This is a genomic window from Tessaracoccus flavescens (assembly GCF_001998865.1).
GTDB classification, from domain to species: domain Bacteria; phylum Actinomycetota; class Actinomycetes; order Propionibacteriales; family Propionibacteriaceae; genus Arachnia; species Arachnia flavescens.
Genome location: NZ_CP019607.1, coordinates 988,838 through 1,006,520, shown reverse-complemented (window position 1 = coordinate 1,006,520; position 17,683 = coordinate 988,838). Strand labels below are relative to the sequence as shown.

Annotated in this window: 19 protein-coding genes; 16 read left to right on the top strand and 3 right to left on the bottom strand. The window is 70.0% G+C overall.

Going from position 1 to position 17,683, the window contains the following annotated elements; genetic code table 11:
• Nucleotide 1: 1 nt before the first annotated feature.
• Both BW733_RS04925 and BW733_RS04920 read right to left on the bottom strand, forming a co-directional pair.
• On the bottom strand, nt 2-487 hold the full coding sequence (locus BW733_RS04925; RefSeq protein WP_077348478.1) for a phage holin family protein: 486 nt from the start codon (nt 485-487) through the stop codon (nt 2-4).
• A gap of 70 nt (nt 488-557) precedes the next feature.
• The gene (locus BW733_RS04920) at nt 558-1,301 is read right to left on the bottom strand and encodes a class I SAM-dependent methyltransferase (protein WP_077348476.1); all 744 of its coding nucleotides are present in this window, start codon (nt 1,299-1,301) and stop codon (nt 558-560) included.
• A 135-nt stretch (nt 1,302-1,436) separates the two neighbouring features.
• Here BW733_RS04920 and ssd point away from each other — a divergent pair, with 135 nt between their 5' ends.
• The 12 genes from ssd to BW733_RS18860 all read left to right on the top strand — a co-directional run bounded on the left by ssd (nt 1,437) and on the right by BW733_RS18860 (nt 13,443).
• Nucleotides 1,437-2,438: a septum site-determining protein Ssd gene (ssd, locus tag BW733_RS04915; RefSeq protein WP_161490135.1), complete on the top strand. Its 1,002-nt coding sequence runs from the start codon at nt 1,437-1,439 to the stop codon at nt 2,436-2,438.
• Nucleotides 2,431-3,570, top strand: a complete 1,140-nt coding sequence (locus BW733_RS04910; RefSeq protein ID WP_077348472.1) for a TadA family conjugal transfer-associated ATPase — start codon at nt 2,431-2,433, stop codon at nt 3,568-3,570. The genes ssd and BW733_RS04910 overlap by 8 nt, the downstream gene beginning before the upstream one ends.
• Nucleotides 3,567-4,367, top strand: a complete 801-nt coding sequence (locus BW733_RS04905) for a type II secretion system F family protein (protein ID WP_077348470.1) — start codon at nt 3,567-3,569, stop codon at nt 4,365-4,367. Before BW733_RS04910 ends, BW733_RS04905 begins: the two co-directional genes overlap by 4 nt.
• On the top strand, nt 4,364-5,089 hold the full coding sequence (locus BW733_RS04900; RefSeq protein ID WP_077348468.1) for a type II secretion system F family protein: 726 nt from the start codon (nt 4,364-4,366) through the stop codon (nt 5,087-5,089). The genes BW733_RS04905 and BW733_RS04900 overlap by 4 nt, the downstream gene beginning before the upstream one ends.
• A gap of 77 nt (nt 5,090-5,166) precedes the next feature.
• Nucleotides 5,167-7,440: a DEAD/DEAH box helicase gene (locus BW733_RS04895; RefSeq protein WP_179947152.1), complete on the top strand. Its 2,274-nt coding sequence runs from the start codon at nt 5,167-5,169 to the stop codon at nt 7,438-7,440.
• 137 nt (nt 7,441-7,577) lie between these two features.
• Nucleotides 7,578-7,781: a DUF4244 domain-containing protein gene (locus BW733_RS04890; protein ID WP_077348466.1), complete on the top strand. Its 204-nt coding sequence runs from the start codon at nt 7,578-7,580 to the stop codon at nt 7,779-7,781.
• Nucleotides 7,782-7,843: 62 nt separating this feature from the next.
• Nucleotides 7,844-8,161: a TadE family type IV pilus minor pilin gene (locus BW733_RS04885; protein ID WP_152024574.1), complete on the top strand. Its 318-nt coding sequence runs from the start codon at nt 7,844-7,846 to the stop codon at nt 8,159-8,161.
• Nucleotides 8,162-8,232: 71 nt separating this feature from the next.
• Complete coding sequence (locus BW733_RS04880) at nt 8,233-8,559, top strand: hypothetical protein (RefSeq protein ID WP_161490134.1); 327 nt, start codon at nt 8,233-8,235, stop codon at nt 8,557-8,559.
• Between the two features lie 958 nt (nt 8,560-9,517).
• Nucleotides 9,518-10,564, top strand: coding sequence for an L-glyceraldehyde 3-phosphate reductase (mgrA, locus tag BW733_RS04875; protein ID WP_077348460.1), 1,047 nt, complete (start codon nt 9,518-9,520; stop codon nt 10,562-10,564).
• A 782-nt stretch (nt 10,565-11,346) separates the two neighbouring features.
• A complete protein-coding gene (locus BW733_RS04870) occupies nt 11,347-12,825 on the top strand; it encodes a DUF7059 domain-containing protein (protein WP_077348458.1) in 1,479 nt (492 codons plus the stop codon).
• A gap of 2 nt (nt 12,826-12,827) precedes the next feature.
• Nucleotides 12,828-13,262 (top strand): maleylpyruvate isomerase family mycothiol-dependent enzyme, encoded by a 435-nt coding sequence (locus BW733_RS04865; RefSeq protein ID WP_077348456.1) that lies wholly within the window; start codon nt 12,828-12,830, stop codon nt 13,260-13,262.
• 25 nt (nt 13,263-13,287) lie between these two features.
• Nucleotides 13,288-13,443 carry a hypothetical protein gene (locus BW733_RS18860; RefSeq protein ID WP_202970283.1) on the top strand — a complete coding sequence of 52 codons (156 nt, stop codon included), beginning with the start codon at nt 13,288-13,290 and terminating at the stop codon, nt 13,441-13,443.
• Between the two features lie 183 nt (nt 13,444-13,626).
• Here the strand turns inward: BW733_RS18860 and BW733_RS04860 are convergent, their stop codons facing one another.
• Entirely contained in the window at nt 13,627-14,709 is a 1,083-nt protein-coding gene (locus tag BW733_RS04860; RefSeq protein WP_077348397.1) for a DNA glycosylase AlkZ-like family protein, read from the bottom strand.
• A 90-nt stretch (nt 14,710-14,799) separates the two neighbouring features.
• Here BW733_RS04860 and BW733_RS19245 point away from each other — a divergent pair, with 90 nt between their 5' ends.
• The 4 genes from BW733_RS19245 (at nt 14,800) to BW733_RS04840 (ending at nt 17,679) form a co-directional block, all read left to right on the top strand.
• Complete coding sequence (locus BW733_RS19245; RefSeq protein ID WP_237268301.1) at nt 14,800-15,135, top strand: PadR family transcriptional regulator; 336 nt, start codon at nt 14,800-14,802, stop codon at nt 15,133-15,135.
• Complete coding sequence (locus BW733_RS04850; protein ID WP_077348395.1) at nt 15,132-15,566, top strand: HAAS signaling domain-containing protein; 435 nt, start codon at nt 15,132-15,134, stop codon at nt 15,564-15,566. Before BW733_RS19245 ends, BW733_RS04850 begins: the two co-directional genes overlap by 4 nt.
• 83 nt (nt 15,567-15,649) lie before the next feature.
• The gene (locus BW733_RS04845) at nt 15,650-15,958 is read left to right on the top strand and encodes a hypothetical protein (protein ID WP_077348393.1); all 309 of its coding nucleotides are present in this window, start codon (nt 15,650-15,652) and stop codon (nt 15,956-15,958) included.
• A complete protein-coding gene (locus tag BW733_RS04840; RefSeq protein WP_077348391.1) occupies nt 15,901-17,679 on the top strand; it encodes a hypothetical protein in 1,779 nt (592 codons plus the stop codon). The genes BW733_RS04845 and BW733_RS04840 overlap by 58 nt, the downstream gene beginning before the upstream one ends.
• Nucleotides 17,680-17,683 lie beyond the last annotated feature (4 nt).

The window sequence follows — 17,683 nt, the reverse complement described above, 5'->3', positions numbered from 1 at the left end:
GTCAGGGCAGGTCGCCCTCTTCCGCGTCGCGGAACTGAGGCAGATTGCCCGGCTTGATGGCGACGTCGCTGCCCTTCGTGCGTGAAGCGATGGCGTCCACGACCGCGTCCAGCGTGGCCTTCGCCTCGCTGATCGTGGCCTCCGGCTTCTTCACCTGGGAGAACTTGCCGCGGCCGAGTGTGAACAGGATGCCCGCCACCAGAACGGAGAAGAGGACGCTCACCAGGAAGCCGAGGGTGAACGAGACCCACGGCCCCATCGGGGTCACCGAGTGCAGCAGCAGACCGACCGCAAGCGTGATCAGGATGACCAGCATCCAGAGCGCATGGAAGAGGAAGACGGCGGCGCCGGCAAAGAATCCGGCGCCCATTCCGGCGGCCTTCGCCGCAGGCTTCAGCTCGGCAGAGGCGAGTTCGGCCTCCTTGGCGACGAAGTCGGAAACCGCATCCTTGATCTCGACCAGTGGATGACGTGGCTCTATGGGCATGACGCTCCTTTCGCAGATGCCAGCTTAGTGCCCGCCACGCGCGGCCACTACCTGCGGGCCAGACTGTGCATCAGAGGGGGATGGCTAGTGCACTCTCTGGCAGGACGACCGGGCCGGTCATCTCCTCGTGGTTGACCCAGGCGCGGCTGCAGAGCAGCTGGAAAGGCAGGCGCAGGGATTCGCCCGGGCGCACGGCGCTGTCGAACAGGTCGCTGACCTGGCCGAGCAGGTGCGCGAGCTGGCTCGGGTTGAGGTTCGCGGTCAGCGGCTGGTGGCGGACCAGATTGAGCAGATCCTCGCGGCTGATCGTCTGCCAGACGCGGAAGGCGCGTTCCTCCACCTCGGGGAAGTACTTGCTGCTGCGGAGCCGCTCGAGGGACTCGCTGCCGTAGTCGCCCTTCATCGCCATCGGGTCGAAGCGGCGCAGCAGGGCAGCGAGACGGCGCACCCACGGCACCGAGTCGTCGCGGATCAGGTAGGAGGCGCTGAGGCAGCCACCCGGACGCAGCACCCGCGCGATCTGGGGCAGTGCCTCGTCCGGGTCGCAGGTGTGCAGCCTCTGGTGGACGAAGACGACCTCGAACTGGAACGGGTCGGTCGGGATCGCCTCTGGCCGGGCGAGCAGCGGGGTGATCCTGTCGATCGGGCCGAGCTTGTCCACCACCGCCGGTTCGTCGGTGAGCGCGAAGAGGGTGTGGCCCGCGCGGTGCAGCCGCTTCGGCCAGGCGGTGTCTCCGGCCAGTACCAGCCCGCGCACCCCACGCCAGACCGAAAGCCAGTCGACGGCCTCAAGCGGGATCGCGACGCGGCTCATGGGGTCCTCTCGGCAGGGGTTTGCTGGCCTCTAGGTTAACCACGACAGTGCCCGGCCTGCTGTAGCGACCCGAGGGTTATGCACAGCCCGGCGGGTCGGTGGGAAAGGCCGGGCGCGGTTGCGGAACAAGGAGTCATGGACGACGTGACCGGATATGCGCTGCTGTGCAGCCGCGACCCTCTCCTCATCGAAGCCGTGGAGGTCAGTGCCGCCGCGCTCGACGTCGAGCTGCGGGTCGCGGGGGCGCCCGAGGAGGCCGCCGGGCAGTGGGCTGGCGCCGCTGTGCGGCTGATCGGTGTCGAGGTGGCGCGACGGTCGGGGTCGCCGGGGCGTGGGGCGGCCCACCTCGTCGGTGCCTCGGTCGACGAGCTCGCGAGATGTTCGGCCGAGCTGGGTCTCCCCGTGATCCCCTTGCCGGAGGCGGCGGACCGGCTCGGCTCCGTCCTGGCCGGGGCCGTGCGGTCGGTGCGCGCCGCCCGCACCGTCGCGGTCGTCGGGGCCTCGGGCGGGCTCGGCGTGAGCACGCTCGTGGTCTCGCTTGCGATGCTGGCCGCCCGTGGCGGAGCGCGGGCCGTCGCCGTCGATCTGGCGCCCGCGAGCGGTGGGCTCGATCTGCTCGTCGGTGCAGAGACGGTACGCGGCCTCCGCTGGTCGGATCTTGGCCAGGCGCGCGGCGAGCTGGGTGACGTCTTCGGCGGGCTGCCACAGGTGGATGGGGCCGCGGTGCTCTCCCGCTCGAGGCAGGCCGAGGCGCCGGGGGGTGAGGCCGTCGAGGCAGTGCTCGGTGGGTTGGGCCGCTCCAGCGATGTGATGGTGATCGACGCCGGCCGCGGGCCGGCGCCGCCCGAGGCCGAGCGGGTGCTGGTCGTGGTGGGTGCGGACGTGCGTTCGGTCGCGGCAGCCCAGATGCTCGACCTCGGGCGGGCTCAGGCGGGGATCGTCGTCCGGTCGGGCCCAGGACGGACGGTTCCCGAGGCGGCGGTGTGCCGATCCCTCGGTGCCGAGTGCGCAGGTGTCGTCGGCTCGCACAAGGCGTTGCCACGGCTGGCGGAGCTGGGCATGACGCCGCTCGCGGGGGCCTCCCGCAGATATGCGAAGCAGGTCTCCCGGATTCTGGGATGGGTGCGAGATGCGTGAGGGCTTCGACGAGCTGCGCACCAGCCTCGCCAAGCTCGGCCGGGCGTTCACGCCCACCGATGTCGCGGCAGCACTCCGGGCCCAGGGACGGGTGGTCACCGACTGCCTCGTCCGCGAGACCCTCGACGAGTTGAGGCGCAACAGCATCGGAGCCGGGCCGCTCGACGAGCTGCTCAACCTGCCCGACGTCTCCGATGTGGTGGTCAACGGGGCCTCAGAGGTGTTCGTCGACCGCGGTGCCGGGCTGGAGCGTGCCGAGCTGTGCTTCGTCGACGACGAGCAGGTCCGCAGGCTCGCGATCCGGCTTGCCGCTGCCGCGGGCAGACGACTCGACGACGCCTCGCCCTTCGTCGACGGACGGCTCCCGAGCGGCGTGCGGCTGCATGCGGTGCTCGCGCCGGTTTCAGAGCCGGGAACCTGCCTGTCGCTGCGTGTCCCCGCGAGGCGCAACTTCTCGCTGGAGGATCTGGTCGGCAGCGGTTCGCTGAGCCCGGAGGGGGCCGGCCTGCTCGGGTCTATCGTGCGGCGACGCGAGCCGTTCCTGATCTCGGGCGGCACCGGGACGGGGAAGACGACGCTGCTCGCCGCGATGCTCGCCCTCGTGCCCGCCCGTGAGCGGATGGTGTTGGTCGAGGATGCCCGCGAACTGGTCCCTTCGCATCCGCACTGTGTCCGGCTGGAGGCCCGGCCTCCCAACGCCGAGGGTGCGGGGGCGATCAGCCTCACGACCCTCGTGCGTCAGGCGTTACGGATGCGTCCCGACAGGGTCGTGCTCGGCGAGGTGCGTGGGGCGGAGATCGCCGATCTCCTGACGGCCCTGAACACCGGGCACGAGGGAGGGTGTGCCACGGTGCACGCCAACTCGGTCTCGGATGTGATGGCCCGGATCGAGGCTCTCGCGGCGCTCGGCGGGATGGGGCGCGAGGCATGCCACGCGCAGGTGGCGTCGGCGCTTCGGATGGTGATCCACGTGGTCCGTGAACCGGGTGGGAGGCGGTCGGTCGCTCAGATCGGCGTATTCCGGAGGTCGGCGTCGGGTGAGGTCGTGATCGAGCCCGCGGCGAACCTCCGCCCGGCTGGGGTCGAGTACACCGCGGCGGGCGAGCGGCTGCGGCGGATGGTCGGGCCATGATCGTCGGGGCGGTGGCGCTCGCAGCGCTCGCGGCGGTCGTGTTCCTCGGGCCGTCGCACGCCGGGTCGCTGCGGCGGCTCGCCGTCTCGGCTCAGACGAGGACACCTCGCCGACTCCTTCCGGTGCGCTGGCCGGTGCTCTGGCTCGTCGGACTGCTGGTGGCGATCGCCGTCGTACCCGCGTTGACGCTGTGGCTGCTCAGCGGGGCGGTCGCGTCGGCGACCGTGTGGTTCCTGCTCAGGGCCCACCTCGCGCGGCGCCGGGAACGTGCGTCCGCGGCGGAGTGTGCACGTTCTGCCCGGATCCTCGCCGGGCTCCTGGCTTCGGGCCAGATCCCGACCGCCGCGCTGAGGGAGGCCGCAATGGAGTGTCCCGTGCTCGCCCCAGCCGCAGAGGCCTCGGCGTTGGGGGCAGACGTCGGAGAGCAGCTGCTGCGGACGGCCACGGAACCCGGCCGTGGTGCGCTGCGACCGGTGGCCGCGGCGTGGCGGCTGAGTGAACGCAGCGGAGCGCCGGTCGCGCAGATCCTCGCCCGGGTGGCGGAGAACCTGCGCAGGCAGCAGCAGTTGGCTGCGGTCGTCGACGCGGAGTTGGCGGCCGCCCGCACCAGCGGCCACATCATGGCGGCGCTGCCCTTCCTGGCGATCGGGCTGGGGTTCGCGGTGGGGGTGAACTCGCTCGACTTCCTCGCCCGTGAGCCGCTCGGTCAGGTGCTGGTGCTGGTCGGCGTGGTGCTGACCGCCGCGGGTGTGCTGTGGATCGATGCGCTGTCGCGGCCGAAGCGAGGCCGAAGATGAACCAGGTGGTGCTGGCGGCGCTGGCGGCGGCCGTGGCCGCCTGGCTGATCCTTCCGCCGTCCAGTTCGGCGCTTTCCCGACTGCGCCCGGCACGGCAGGCAGCCGGTCGGCGAGGCGGCCCGGAACCCATGCTCGGGCTGGCGAGCCGGATGCTCGCGGGCATCGGAACGGGAGCCATGGCGCTGCTGGTGCTGCCCGGTGCGGCGGGCATCCTCGTCGCTGGGGTGGCCGGCCCCGCCACAGCAGTCGTGCTCGGACGGCTACCCCGTCGCACCGACGTGAGGATCCTCACGATCGAGCTGCCCGAAGCGCTCGAGTTCCTCGCGGTGTGCCTGGATGCCGGTCAACCCGTCGGCCACGCGGTCACGGCGGTGGCGAAGGTCTCACCAGAGGCGACACGGAGTCTCCTCGAGAGGGTCGCGGCCCAGGTGGCGCTGGGAAGGGCAGGCCCGAGCGCCTGGGAGGACCTGCGTGGTCACAGTGTGTGGGGGAGGGTGGCAGCCGACATCGCTCGGGCAGAGCGCTCGGGGACGGGGCTCGCGGATGTGCTCCGGATGCACGCCGAGGACGGCAGACGTGATGCCCGTGACCTGGCGGTGAAGGAGGCGAGGAAGGTCGGCGTCAGATCGGTGGTGCCCCTCATGGCGTGCTTCCTGCCCGCGTTCATCCTGGTGGGCGTCGTGCCCATAGTCGCGGGACTGCTGCGCGACTTCTTCGGCTGACGAGTGCACCTCGTGGATTTGTCCGTGCCTGCTGGCACAGTGGTGACGTGACTTCCGGATCAGACGTGGCAGAGGCCGTGGAACGGGGCGATGCCCCGGTGCCAGGGCATGCCTGGCTGCTCTCCCGTGATGAGGTGTGCGCCGTGCACACCCGCGAGGCCCGTGAGGCGAGCGCATGCGACTGGCCGTCCTGGCTCTCCGAGGCCAGTCGGCGTCGCATCGTGGAGGCAGGGGTCCCTGAGCCGTGGGCGCACCAGGTGGAGTTCGCCGAGCACCTCTTCCGAGGCAGGCACTCGATCATCTGCACCCCTACAGGCTCGGGAAAGACCCTCGGCTATCTGATGCCGATCATCGCGGCCGGGGTCGATGGCGAGGTGGGCACCACCGTCGATTCGGCGCGCGCCCGGCTCACCCGGGCCCGGCACACGGCGCTCTACATCGCGCCCACGAAGGCGCTCGCCCACGACCAGGCGCGGGCGGCGGCCGAGTTGGGGCCGAGGGGGTGGCGCGTCGGAACCCTTGACGGCGACTCCGATGAGGCTGATCGGAGGTTCGCACGCGATCATGCCGGCTTCATCCTGACCAACCCCGACATGCTGCACTACTCGGTCCTGCCCAACCACCAGCGGTGGTCGTCGTTCCTCGGCTCGCTGCGCTATATCGTCGTGGACGAGGCCCACCGCTACCAGGGGGTCTTCGGTGCCCACGTGTCACAGGTCATCCGACGCCTGCGCCGGATCGCGGCGCAGTACGGCGCCTCCCCGACGGTGGCGCTCTCGTCGGCGACGGCCCCGAACGCGGCCCAGTTCGCCGGCGCGCTCATCGGCGAGGATGAGGTCTGCGTCGTCGACGTGGACACGTCTCCGGCTGGGCGGCGGACTGTCGCCCTCTGGAAGCCCTCGTCGTCCCTACGGATGGACACGGCCGGACTGTTGGCGAGGCTCTCGGACTCGGGCTGCCAGAGCATCGCGTTCGTGCCGTCACGGCAGGGGGCCGAGCTGGTCTCCATCACAGCGCAGGAGCAGGCGCACGAGCCGCTGCGGATCGCTTCCTACCGGGGCGGCTACCTCGCGGCAGACCGGCGTGAACTGGAGGCGGGGCTGCACAGCGGCGAGCTGCGTGGACTGGCCAGCACGAACGCGCTCGAGTTGGGCGTCGACATCGCAGGCATGGATGCCGTGCTCGTCTCCGGGTACCCGGGGAAGCTCGCCTCCTTCTGGCAGCAGGCCGGCCGGGCCGGTCGACGCGGCCAGGACGCCCTGGTCGTCCTGTTGGCAAGCGAGAACCCGCTCGACGCCTATCTGCTTGAGCATCCCGAGCTGATCTTCGATTCGCCCGTGGAGCGCGCCGTCCTGCATCCCGACAATCCGAGGGTGCTCGGTCTGCACCTCGCCGCCGCGGCCCAGGAATTGCCGCTGAGCACGCAGGACGAACGGTGGTTCGGGCCGACGATGCCCTCCACCGCCGCCGCGCTCGCCGATCAGAGCGTGCTGCGCAACAGGGGAGGGCGCTACTTCTGGACCCGGCCCGACCGTGCGGTCGACTTCATCAACCTCCGCTCGATCGGGGAACGCCCACTCGACATCATCGAGCGCGACACAGGCCGGGTGCTCGGAGGGGTGGACATGGCCGCCGTGGACCGGACGGTCCACCCCGGTGCGGTCTACCTGCATCAGGGGGAGGCGTTCCTCGTCGACTCGCTGGACAGGGACGAACACCAGGCCTTCGTCGTCGGGTCGCGCCCTCGCTACTACACGCAACCCCAGACCTCCTTCGACATTCAGATCGTCCGGGAGGTCGACAGGCGCGAGCTCGGCTTCACGGAGGTGTGCAGGGGTGAGGTGCGTCTCGACTCGCAGGTGCTCGGATACCTGCGCCGCGACGAGGTGACCCACGAGGTGTGGGACTCGACCCCGCTCGAGCTGCCGAGGCACAGGATGACCACGCAGGCCGTCTGGTGGACGGTTCCGCCCCATCTCAGCCGCCGGCTCGGCTGGCCCGAGCTGCAGATGGGTGCCGCGGCACACGCGATGGAACACACCGCCATCGGGCTGCTGCCCGCCTTCGCGCCGTGCGACAGGTGGGACATCGGTGGCGTCAGCACCGCTCTCCACCCCGACACGGGGCTGCCGACGATCTTCGTGCACGACGGCATGGAGGGTGGTGCCGGTTTCGCCTACCGGGGCTACGAGGAGATCGAGGAGTGGCTTCGGGCGACGTTGGAGCGACTGACCCGGTGCGCGTGTTCGGAAGGCTGCCCCGCCTGCGTGGTCTCTCCGAAGTGCGGCAACGCCAACCAGGTGCTCAACAAGGCCGACGCCGCCGAGCTGTTGTCACTGCTGCTCTTCTGAGCCGCTTGTCCACAGGCGGAGGTGTTGTCCGTGCCGGATCTCCACAGGAGGGGTTCCTGGTGGCAACGGGGTGCGGATCCGACGGATCAAGTAGGTGACCGGCTGAACGGCAGCCGGCGCACCGAAAGGAACCGGCAATGTCCAACCTCGTCCCGAGCACCCCGAAGAAGCTGCGTCGCCTGGCCGAGCGCGGCCTGACGACCGTCGAGTACGCCATCGGCCTCCTCGCGGCCGCCGCAGTCGCCCTCGTCCTGCTGCGCATCTTCAACGACAACCAGTTCTTCCAGACCCTCTTCGACTGGGTCATCGACATCTTCGGCAAGGTCGCCGGAGGCCTGTGATGTGGCCGAGGGGCGCGGGCGGCCACGGTGGTCGCCCGTCGCCCCGGTCCCAACGTGGCATGGTGACCGTCGAGTTGGCGGTGGGTGTCGTCACCGTTGTCGTCGTGACGGCCTGTCTTGTCTCGCTCGCAATGCTGGGCGTCGCGCAGAGCGCGTGCGCCGAGTCGAGCGCCCAGTTGGCGAGGCAGAGCGCCAGGGGAGATGCCCGGGCGGTGCAGGCCGCCCGGGACCGGGCCCCTGGTGGAGCACGGATCTCGATCGATCGGCAGGCCGGCGGCGTAGAGGCCTCCGTGACGCTCGGCGTGCGGGTGTTGGGGCTCGGGGAGGTTGAGGTGGGCGCACAGGCCTGGGCGGCCTACGAACCGGGGCAGGGGCCATGACCGGCCCGGCGTCAGCCCGGCGCCGTTCCCGGTCCGCCCGGCGGCGGGATGAAAGGGGAAGCGCAGGTGCCGTGCTCGTGGTCGGGATCTGCCTCAGCATCTGCGCGGTCTTCTATGCGGCTGTCGTTCTCATCCACTGGTTCGCGGTCGCCCGGCAGGCGGAGCAGGCGGCGGAGCTCTCGGCGCTGTCTGCGGTCAGCGCGGCAGTCGCGGGAGACGACCCGTGCCGCGCGGCTGCGGAGACGGCCCGCCGTAACGAGGTGACGGTGGCGGCCTGCCGGGTCAGGGGTGAGGGGCGCCAGGTCGTCGTCGAGGTCACGGTTTCCGAGGGGGTCGCCCCGCGGCTCGCCGGGGCTCCGGCGACGATCCGGCGGACGGCGACAGCCGCGTCGAGCTGAGTCCCCTGGGGAGAGTGTCGAGCTGAGTCCCCTGGGGAGAGTACGGAGAGCGGTCGAGGTGGGCGCACAGGCCTGGGCGGCCCACGCACAGGGCGGGGCCATGACCGGACCGGGTACGGCCGGGCGCCGTCGAGGCGGTGCGCCCGGTGACGGGCTTCCGAATCACCCGGGGCGCCGGGCACGTTGAAGGGCGGCCACCGTGCTCAGCGTTGGCCACTTTGGAGGCATGCGGCGTCAGTGCGGGGGCGGTCGCCGAGCGTCGCTGCCGCGGCGATACCTCGGTGAGCCGAGGCGTCGGCGAGGACCTCCCGGACGGTCGACCTCGTTGATGGCATGCACACGCGGTGAACGGGCCCAGGTCGCAGGGTGGGCCTACACGAGCATCCACTGCGGTCTTGGGACGTGGCACGGGATGCTGATCGGACTCCTTTGGGCAGTCGGCCGTAGGCGCGAGGGCTGGTGTGATCGTGCTGGGGGTTGGGTGCCCCGGTCGTCTTTCGTTGGGGAGCGGCCGCTGGTTTCGAAGGAGCGGCGGATTGTCGTCTACTGGTTGTGCCGCGGGGTCGTCTGCATGAGGTGTGCGCGGTTGTTTGCGGCCGCAGGTCGCCTATGGAGAAGGACTGGGACTGGAGAGTCGGGAGAGCTCGGCAATCGGGTTCCGACCGTGTTCGCTCAGCCGCGTCCGTGATGTGGCCGAGAGTCTGGCGAAGGAGGTCCCCTGACACAAGGGACGAGACGAGGGGCGGGGTGGGGGAGGGGGAGGGGCCACAACGCGGAAACAGGGCAGAGACTGGCCCGGCGAACCAGGTGCCAGCGGTGAGCCCAACGCCGGGACGGGTCGCCGACATACTCGTCGGCGTCCAGGGCGCACGGTGGCTGCCCGCCGTCGCGGCGACCGATATCTGGCTTGGGTCGATGCGCCATTCCTGGGGTTCGCGATGCAACTAAAGTGTGGATCATGACCTACGTCGCCGCGGAAGACCGCTACGAATCCATGCCCTATCGGCGTCTCGGCACGTGCGGCCTGAAGCTGCCCGCCATCTCGCTCGGCCTGTGGCACAACTTCGGGGACGACAAGCCGCTCGAGACGCAGCGCGCCATCCTGCGTCGTGCCTTCGACAAGGGCGTCACCCACTTCGACCTGGCCAACAACTACGGACCGCCGTACGGTTCGGCCGAGATCAACTTCGGTCGGGTCTTCGCCGAGGACTTCGCTCCGTATCGCAACGAGCTCGTGATCTCGTCCAAGGCGGGCTGGGACATGTGGCCGGGCCCCTACGGCTTCGGGGGATCGCGTAAGTACCTGCTCAGCTCGCTCGATGACTCGCTGCAGCGGATGGGCCTGGACTACGTCGATATCTTCTACCACCACCGTCCCGACCCCGACACAACCGTCGAGGAGACGATGGCCGCCCTCGATCAGGCGGTCCGTTCCGGCAAGGCACTCTATGCGGGCATCTCGTCCTACTCGGCCGAGCTCACAGCCAAGGCGCAGGAGATCGCCCGTTCGCTCGGCACGCCGCTGATCATCCATCAGCCCTCCTACTCGATCCTGAACCGCTGGATCGAGGAGGGCGAACCGTCGCTGCTGCAGGCCGCCGCAGACAATGGCATGGGCGTCATCGGCTTCTCGCCGCTTGCCCAGGGCATGCTCACCGACCGCTACCTCGACGGGATCCCGGAGGGCTCGCGGGCCGCGCAGGGCAAGTCGCTCGACAGCGACCTCCTCTCCGAGGAGAACATCGAGCAGTTGCGTGAGCTCAACAAGATCGCAGAGGCGCGAGGGCAGAGCCTCGCTGAGATGGCGATTGCCTGGGCCCTCCGCGACCAGGGCGCCGCGTCTGTCACCTCCGTCGTGCTCGGTGCTTCCTCCGTCAAGCAGCTCGATGCCAACCTGGCCGCGCTCGGGAATCTCGAGTTCACCGCCGATGAGCTCGCCGCGATCGATCGTCACAGCGGAGTCGAGGGCGTCAACCTCTGGCAGGGAGCGACCGAGTCGGTCTGATCCTCCAACGGCGAGGCCGGTGACGATCCCAACTGGGGCGCCACCGGCCTCTTCTCCCCTCATCCGGAGTCGCCGCTCGAAGGCGCGAGGGCGGCCGTGGATACCGCTTGCGGGCCCGGCGGGTCGGACTTCCGCACGACGAGGTTGTGCCTGGCGTCGTCGGAAGGCGGTGCCCGCGACCGCCGACGCTCGCCGGGGGACTCCCGTTGGGTGGACGGTTGGGTCTGGCCGCTGGGCGTGATCTTCCCCGTCACTTGGCGGCCTCCGCCCCATCCGTCACTTGAGCAGCCCACCCACCCTTCCTTGAGCAGCCTCCGCTCGACCCAGTCGCGCGAGGCGTCGTCGAGAGGCGGTGGGTACGGCCGCGGACGAGGGAAGCGCCAGGACGCCAGGACGCAGGTTGGGCCTGGACCGGCCGGGTGCCGCCGGTATCGAACAGCCTCCGCACTCCGTTTCTTCGGCGGTTCCCGGACCGTCGTGCCGTGAGCAGCCTCGGTCCTTTCGATCCTCGAGTATCTCCGGCGCTCCGCTCCTTGAGCAGCCTCCGGTCGACGTGGAGACGTCGTCGAAGGGGTGGTGGCCACGACCGCAGGCAGGCGCAGAAGCCTGGATGGTGCAGGCCCATGACCCGAGTCGTCGGTGCCTCGGTGTGCTCGAGACCGCAGAGCTGATCGACTCGAGGACTCGACCGTCGACCTCCTGGCGCGGACTGCCCGGGGTGTGTCGCGCCCCACGCCCACAACCGGGGCGTCGGCCCGGACCGGCGGTCCTAGGATGACGGGGTGCAGCTCAGCGATACCGACCTCATCCGCCTCCGTGCCGACCTCATCGCCGTCGGATACCTCGTCGATGACGTCCTCGACCGGATCGGAGAACTCGGTCAGGCTGGCCTCGGTCGCAACATGACGGTGCCGGCCGACGTGGCGCTCGGCGAGGCGACCGACCTGCTCAGCACGCTGATCCGGCTCTTCCTCCTCCAGCAGAGCGTTCCTGCAGATCGTCTCGACGGGGTGGTCGACGCCGACGCCCTCGTCCGGGCCGGTTTCCTCAGCCTGGACGGCGACGCCGTGCGGGCGCTTGTCGATGTCCGTCCCTACGGCTCGCCCGACGACGGAGCCTCCGGATGGGTGGTCGCCGATCTCACGCCGGGGCTCGACCAGATCATCACGCCCACCCGGCCGGACTACGTGCTGGGCGTTTCGCCGGCCTCGACCACCCTCGCGCAGATCACCATGCGCATGCCGGTGGACACCGCGCTTGACCTGGGCACGGGGTGTGGGGTGCAGTCGCTCCACCTCGGCCGACACGCAGGCCGCGTCGTCGGCACCGACGTCAACGCCCGGGCCCTTGAACTCGCCGCGGTGACCGCGGCCCTCAACGAGGCGGACATCGACCTGCGCGCTGGCTCCCTCTACGAGCCGGTCACGGGCGAACGGTTCGACCTCATCGTGTCCAACCCGCCGTTCGTCATGTCACCCCCGAGCGCCGACGGAGACACCCTCGTCTACCGCGAAGCCAACTTCGAGGCCGACCTGCTCGTCGAGACACTCGTCCGCGGCGCAGGGGAGCATCTGACGCATGGCGGCAGCCTCCAGTTGCTCACCAACTGGGCCGTGCTGGATCAGCCGTGGGAAGAGCGGCTCGCCGGATGGGTTCCCGACGGCTGCGACGCCTGGGTGATCGAACGTGAACGGCTCGACGTGTTCAGCTACATCGAGATGTGGCTGACCGACGCGGGGCTCGCAGGAACAGAGCGGTGGCGGCCCGCCTATGACGAGTGGCTCGGTTATTTCGAGAAGCTTGGGATCTCCTCCGTCGGCATGGGCTGGATCCAGATCACCAGGGCCGGTCGCGATGAACCACACCGCCGTTTCGAGAGCTGGCCTCACGCGGTCGCGCAGCCGGTCGGCGATGTGTTCGCCCGCAATGCCTCCGCGGTCGACGCCTACCGCCTTCCCACGGGTGAGCTGCTCGCCTCGCGGCCGCGTCTCGTCGATGTCGACCAGGAGACCCTTGGACGCCCCGGTGCCGCCGATCCGGAACACGTCATCTTCCGCCAGCGGGTAGGCCTGCTGCGCGCGATCAAGGCCGACACCGCGCTGGCCGCGGTGCTCGGTGCCCTGGACGGCGACCTCACGCTTGCGCAGGTGATCGGGGCCGTCGCCCAGGTGCTGGACATCGCCGCGGCCGACCTGGGCGCAGCCGTCATCCCCGAGGTGCGCCAGGCGCTCCTCGACCAGTTCCTTACCCTCGAGGAGTGACCATGGACCGTGCCGGGATCTGGCAGATCATCATCGAAGAACGGCTTGGCATCCGTGACCTGCTGCGCTCGCTCACCCCTGCGCAGTGGGACGAGCCGAGCCTGTGCGACGGCTGGCGGGTCCGTGACGTCGCCGCCCACCTGATCGCGAACCCGCAGCTCGACGTCGCGGCCACCCTGCGGTTCGTCGGCGGCATGTGGCGCGGGTACGACACGGCCGTCCGACTCGACGGCGTGCGGAGGGGCAGCGCTCCCGTCGAGCAGATCCTCGACCAGTGGGACCGCTTCGCCGAGGTGCGCAGACACCCCTTCGTCACGTCGATCAGGGAGCCGCTGATCGACGTGCTCGTGCATCAGCAGGACATCGCCCGACCCCTCGGCATCAGACGAGATCTCAATCCCGCAGGCGTCGGAGAGGCGATCGACAGGGCAGACTGATGGCCGTGGCGATGGGTGGCGGCTCGTGCGGTCGGTGCGCATGGTCGCCACCGACGCCGACTGGCAGGCGGGCCGCGGCCCCGAAATCCGAGGGCCCATCGGTGAACTGCTGATGCTGACCTGCGGAAGGACGGCCACGCCCGGCAGCGTCGAGGGCCCCGGGATCGCTGAGCCTGCCTGAACGGCCAGGGGCTGGGTCGGACCGGGCTCGCGCCCGGTCCGGCGATGCCATGGGACCCGGCGACCGATGAAGGGGTCAAGACCGTGCACGGATCTACAAGGAGCGCGGTTCGTGCCAATAGAGGCACCGCCGGCGCTCACCGTAGGTCTGTGCGCGTCACCTGGAAGTCAAGTCCGGCTCCGGTCAGGGAAGCCGGAGTCCGAGCCCCAGCCACGCCGCGAAGCGCTCCAACTCTTCGGCCACACCGCCGCGCAGCGCGGCGTCGGCCTCGACGTCCCAGTGAAGCGCCGCGACCCGCAGCAGGCCCGCTTCGCGGTCGCTGCGGGCGTCCACCTTCCCGACCAGGTCGGCGCCGTGAAGGACCGGGAGCGCGAACGCGCCCCAACGACGCTTCGCCGCAGGGGTGTACTGCTCCAACGCATAGTCGAAGCCCCACAGGTCGCGCATCCTCGTCCTCGGCAACAGCAGGCGGTCCAGCGGCGACAGGACGCTGACCCGGGGAGCGACCGGGCCGAGCTCGGCATCCGGGGCGAGCCGCCAGAGCCCCCGCGTCCCCTCGACCCGCACCTCGCGCCCGGCATCGCCGACCCACTTCGGCCGGGCGAGCCCGAGCGAGACGAGTCGACGCCGGTCCAGCTCGGCCGAGGCCTCCTCCCGGCCGAGCGCCTCGACCTCGGGAAGGATCCGGGAGGCCAGGTCCCACACCCGGACGGCGCCGCGCCGCTCCGCGACCGCAACGTCGCCGGATCCCTGCAGCGCCTCCAGCATCATCGCGACATTGCGCGAAGTGTTCCAGCCTGACGACCGAAACGGCACCGTCGCTGTGTCCTCGATGTCCGGCTGGGGGACGGGCCCGTCCATCCGCAGCGTCTCGAGGACGTCGTCACGGAAACCGGCGTTCGCCTCGACCCAGGCCGCAGTCCTCGGGTGGGTCTCAGCCCAGGCCTCCATCTCGCCGCGCAGCAGAGGCAGGTCAGAGACCGGACGCAGCAGGATGTTCAACGGCTCGGTGGGGATCGGCTGGTCGAGGTGTTCGAAGAGCGACAGCTCGACCTCGGCCGCCCTGCGCACGTCGTCGAACGAGATCGACTCCCCGAGCCGGGTGTAGGCGATGTGCTCGGCAGACGGAGCGACGATGTCGGTCACGTTGACCGGCAGATGAGTCAGCGCGGAGACGACGGCGAGCAGGTCGTCTCGCTGCTCGCCATCGAGCTGCTGTGCCCGCACAGCGGCCGCGCGCCCCTGCTCCTTCGTGAGCGTCTCCATGAATCAACCCTATTGGCGCCCAGTGACGATCACCACAATCGAATCGCTATCTATATTGCAAACCTAGCTAGATGGTGTCACGATGGAGTCGTGACGCAGCAGACATGGCCGACGCCCTGGGTGAAGGGGTTCCTCGAACTCGCCGTGCTCGCTGTGATCGGGAGGGCCGAGACTTACGGCTATGAACTGTCGAAGGAGCTGACCGACGCTGGTTTCGGCGAGGTCAAGGGAGGCACCCTGTATCCGATTCTCGGACGGCTCGAGGAGGCCGGGCTCGTCACGACGACGTGGCGCACGGGTGAACACGGGCCGGGGCGCAAGTACTACGCGATCACGGAGAAGGGGACCGCCGAGTTGTCCCTTCGCGCACTCAACTGGGACCGGTTCTCCGCGGCCGTCACCGATCTCGTGAAGGAACAGTCATGAACAACGACAAGTACCTCGACGACCTCACCTCCGAACTCCGTGAGCGTGACGTGCCCGGGGTCAGGATCGGCGAGATCCTCGCCGAAGCCCAGAGCCACCTCGCCGAGAGCGGTGAGCCGGCCGAGCAGGCGTTCGGCACCCCGGCACAGTACGCCGACTCGCTGGTGGCGGCGCGCCCCGTTCCCCGAGTGCGCTACGGCCTGGTGATCGCGATCTCCGGATCCCTCGGAGTCCTTGGAGGGATGCTGGTCCTGCAAGGCATCTTCTCCCTCCTCGGATGGTCGGAGCAGGTGTTTGGGCTTCCCGGCTGGCTGCTCATCGTCGTCGGGCTGATCTGCCTGGGCGGGCTCTCGCTCTACGTCCGCGCGCTCGTGGACCCCGTCATCGACCCACGCGACGGGCGCGAGGTGAAGTTTCCCCTGGGCAGGTGAGCCCCGCTCAGGATCTCGACTTTCGGCGGTGACTCAGAACGCGGGGCCGGTCCTACACTCGGTCCCCTAGGAGAGGGGATCAGATGAGGGGTCGGCGCCTCGGGGCAGGGATTGCACTGCTCGCCTCGTCGTTCCTCGTGGGACTCGCGCCGCACGCCGAGGCCGATGTGAAGGGGCTCACGGAGACCAACGCCGCACGATACGTGGTGGCCGCGGACAAATCGGCGGTCAAGGTCGGCGTCACGATGTCGCTGCGCAACACCCTTCCCGACCAACGCTGCGGCAACCAGCTCCGCTACTTCTACTTCACCAGCTACCAGCTACCAGCTACCAGGTGCCCGTACCCGCGGGCGCGAGCAACCTGCGGGCCACCTCTGGAGGCTCGACCCTGACGGTCACGACGGAGGGCGGTACGGAGGCGAGCATCAGGATCGCGTCGATCGCCTTCCCCCAGCTGCGCTACGCACGCACCCGGGAGATCACGCTCACCTACGACCTGCCCGGTGCCGAGCTCCGATCAAAGGACCCCACGCGGGTGGGGAAGGGCTTCGCGGCCTTCACCGCCCTCGCCTGGGGGGAGCCCGGCCGGACGACGCTCGACATCGTCGCTCCGGAGGGCTACGACTTCCACTCCACGAGCGAGATCTTCACGGAGACCGCGGCCGACTCGTCCGTCACCCGGCGGGCGAGCGAGCACACGGACGAGACCGGCATCTGGGCGTTCGTCACCCTGCGCGACCCGGCGCAGACCGCTGAGCGGAGCATCACCGTCGGTGGCGACGAGGTCAGCCTGCTCAGCTTCCCAGGGGACGAGGCGTGGGCCGACTTCGTCGACCAGAAACTCGCCGAGGGCGTCCCTGCGCTCGAGGAACTCCTCGCAACGCCGTGGCCCGGCGGCCTCGACACCGTCCGCGAAGACGTCTCCCCGACGGTCACCGGCTACGCCTGGTTCGACTTCACGAAACGCGAGATCCTGCTGGGCGAGGAGCTCGACACCCAGCTCCTCCTGCACGAGACCTCCCACGCATGGCTCAACGACGACCACCTCTCGGGACGCTGGCTCCAGGAGGGTCTCGCCGAGGTCGTGTCGCGACGACTCGCGCCGAGGATCGGTGGCGAAGAGACCCCCTCCGATGTCCCGAAGCGCGACTCGGACCCGGCGTTCCCGCTCAGCCAGTGGCGCAACCCGACCGGGCTCGCGGTCGGCGAGACCGACGAATACGGCTATGCGGCGGCCCACGCCGCTGTCAACGAACTGATCGGTGGCCTCGAGGACGAGGACTTCACCACCGTCGTGCAGGCGGCCCTCGCGGGCGAGTCCGCCTACGAGCCCCCGGGAAGCGAGGACAACCGGGGCACGACCGACTCCCGACGCTTCCTTGACCTTGTCGAGTCGCGCGGGGGCAACACGGACGCCGACCAGACCTACGCGACCTGGGTGCTCGACGACGACGCTGCCACCACTCTTGAACAGCGCTCGGTCGCCCGCGACGACTATGCGGCGGTCGACGCAGCCGACGAAGGATGGCTACCGCCAAGGGGGCTGCGGATCGCCATGTCCCGCTGGGACTTCGGCGGCGCGGGTGACCTGATGGGTGCCCTCGGTGAACAGGCCGAGGCTGCGGGGGAGCTGCAGCAGGCTGCTGCGGCGGCCGGCCTCGAGCTCGCGGGTGAGGTGCGCGAAGGTTACGAGAACGCGGAGGACGAGGCCGCATACTCGGACTCGGCAGAGCTGCTGGCCGAGACGGGCGAGAGCCTCGAACGGGTCGAGGGGGCACGCGCAACGGTGGAGGGGGCGGCCGATCCGCTCTCCGACCTCGGCATCCGGCTGCTTCGCACCGAGGCTGCCGTGGCGGGGGCGCGCGAGGCCTTTTCGGACGGAGACCTGGCGACCGCGGGTGAGCGGGCGGCGCTGGCCACTGAGCAGACGCGCTGGGCACCGTGGCTCAGCGCCAGCCTGATCCTCGTCACCGCCCACACGGTCGGCGGCCTCATAGTCGGGCTCGTCGCCCTTGTCAGGAGGCCACGCAGGGTGCGTCCAGCGGCTCCGTCCGGCCCGCCTCTGTCCGGCGGAGAAGGACCGCCAGCGACAACCGGTGATGGGACCTATTGACCTC

Coding starts and splice junctions, on each gene's coding strand:
- BW733_RS04865 (WP_077348456.1), top strand. CDS start 12,828: ATGGACCGTGCCGGGATCTGGCAGATCATCATCGAAGAACGGCTTGGC.
- BW733_RS04850 (WP_077348395.1), top strand. CDS start 15,132: ATGAACAACGACAAGTACCTCGACGACCTCACCTCCGAACTCCGTGAG.
- BW733_RS04905 (WP_077348470.1), top strand. CDS start 3,567: ATGATCGTCGGGGCGGTGGCGCTCGCAGCGCTCGCGGCGGTCGTGTTC.
- BW733_RS04845 (WP_077348393.1), top strand. CDS start 15,650: ATGAGGGGTCGGCGCCTCGGGGCAGGGATTGCACTGCTCGCCTCGTCG.
- BW733_RS04890 (WP_077348466.1), top strand. CDS start 7,578: ATGTCCAACCTCGTCCCGAGCACCCCGAAGAAGCTGCGTCGCCTGGCC.
- BW733_RS04860 (WP_077348397.1), bottom strand. CDS start 14,709: ATGGAGACGCTCACGAAGGAGCAGGGGCGCGCGGCCGCTGTGCGGGCA.
- BW733_RS04925 (WP_077348478.1), bottom strand. CDS start 487: ATGCCCATAGAGCCACGTCATCCACTGGTCGAGATCAAGGATGCGGTT.
- BW733_RS04910 (WP_077348472.1), top strand. CDS start 2,431: ATGCGTGAGGGCTTCGACGAGCTGCGCACCAGCCTCGCCAAGCTCGGC.
- BW733_RS04920 (WP_077348476.1), bottom strand. CDS start 1,301: ATGAGCCGCGTCGCGATCCCGCTTGAGGCCGTCGACTGGCTTTCGGTC.
- BW733_RS04900 (WP_077348468.1), top strand. CDS start 4,364: ATGAACCAGGTGGTGCTGGCGGCGCTGGCGGCGGCCGTGGCCGCCTGG.
- ssd (WP_161490135.1), top strand. CDS start 1,437: ATGGACGACGTGACCGGATATGCGCTGCTGTGCAGCCGCGACCCTCTC.
- mgrA (WP_077348460.1), top strand. CDS start 9,518: ATGACCTACGTCGCCGCGGAAGACCGCTACGAATCCATGCCCTATCGG.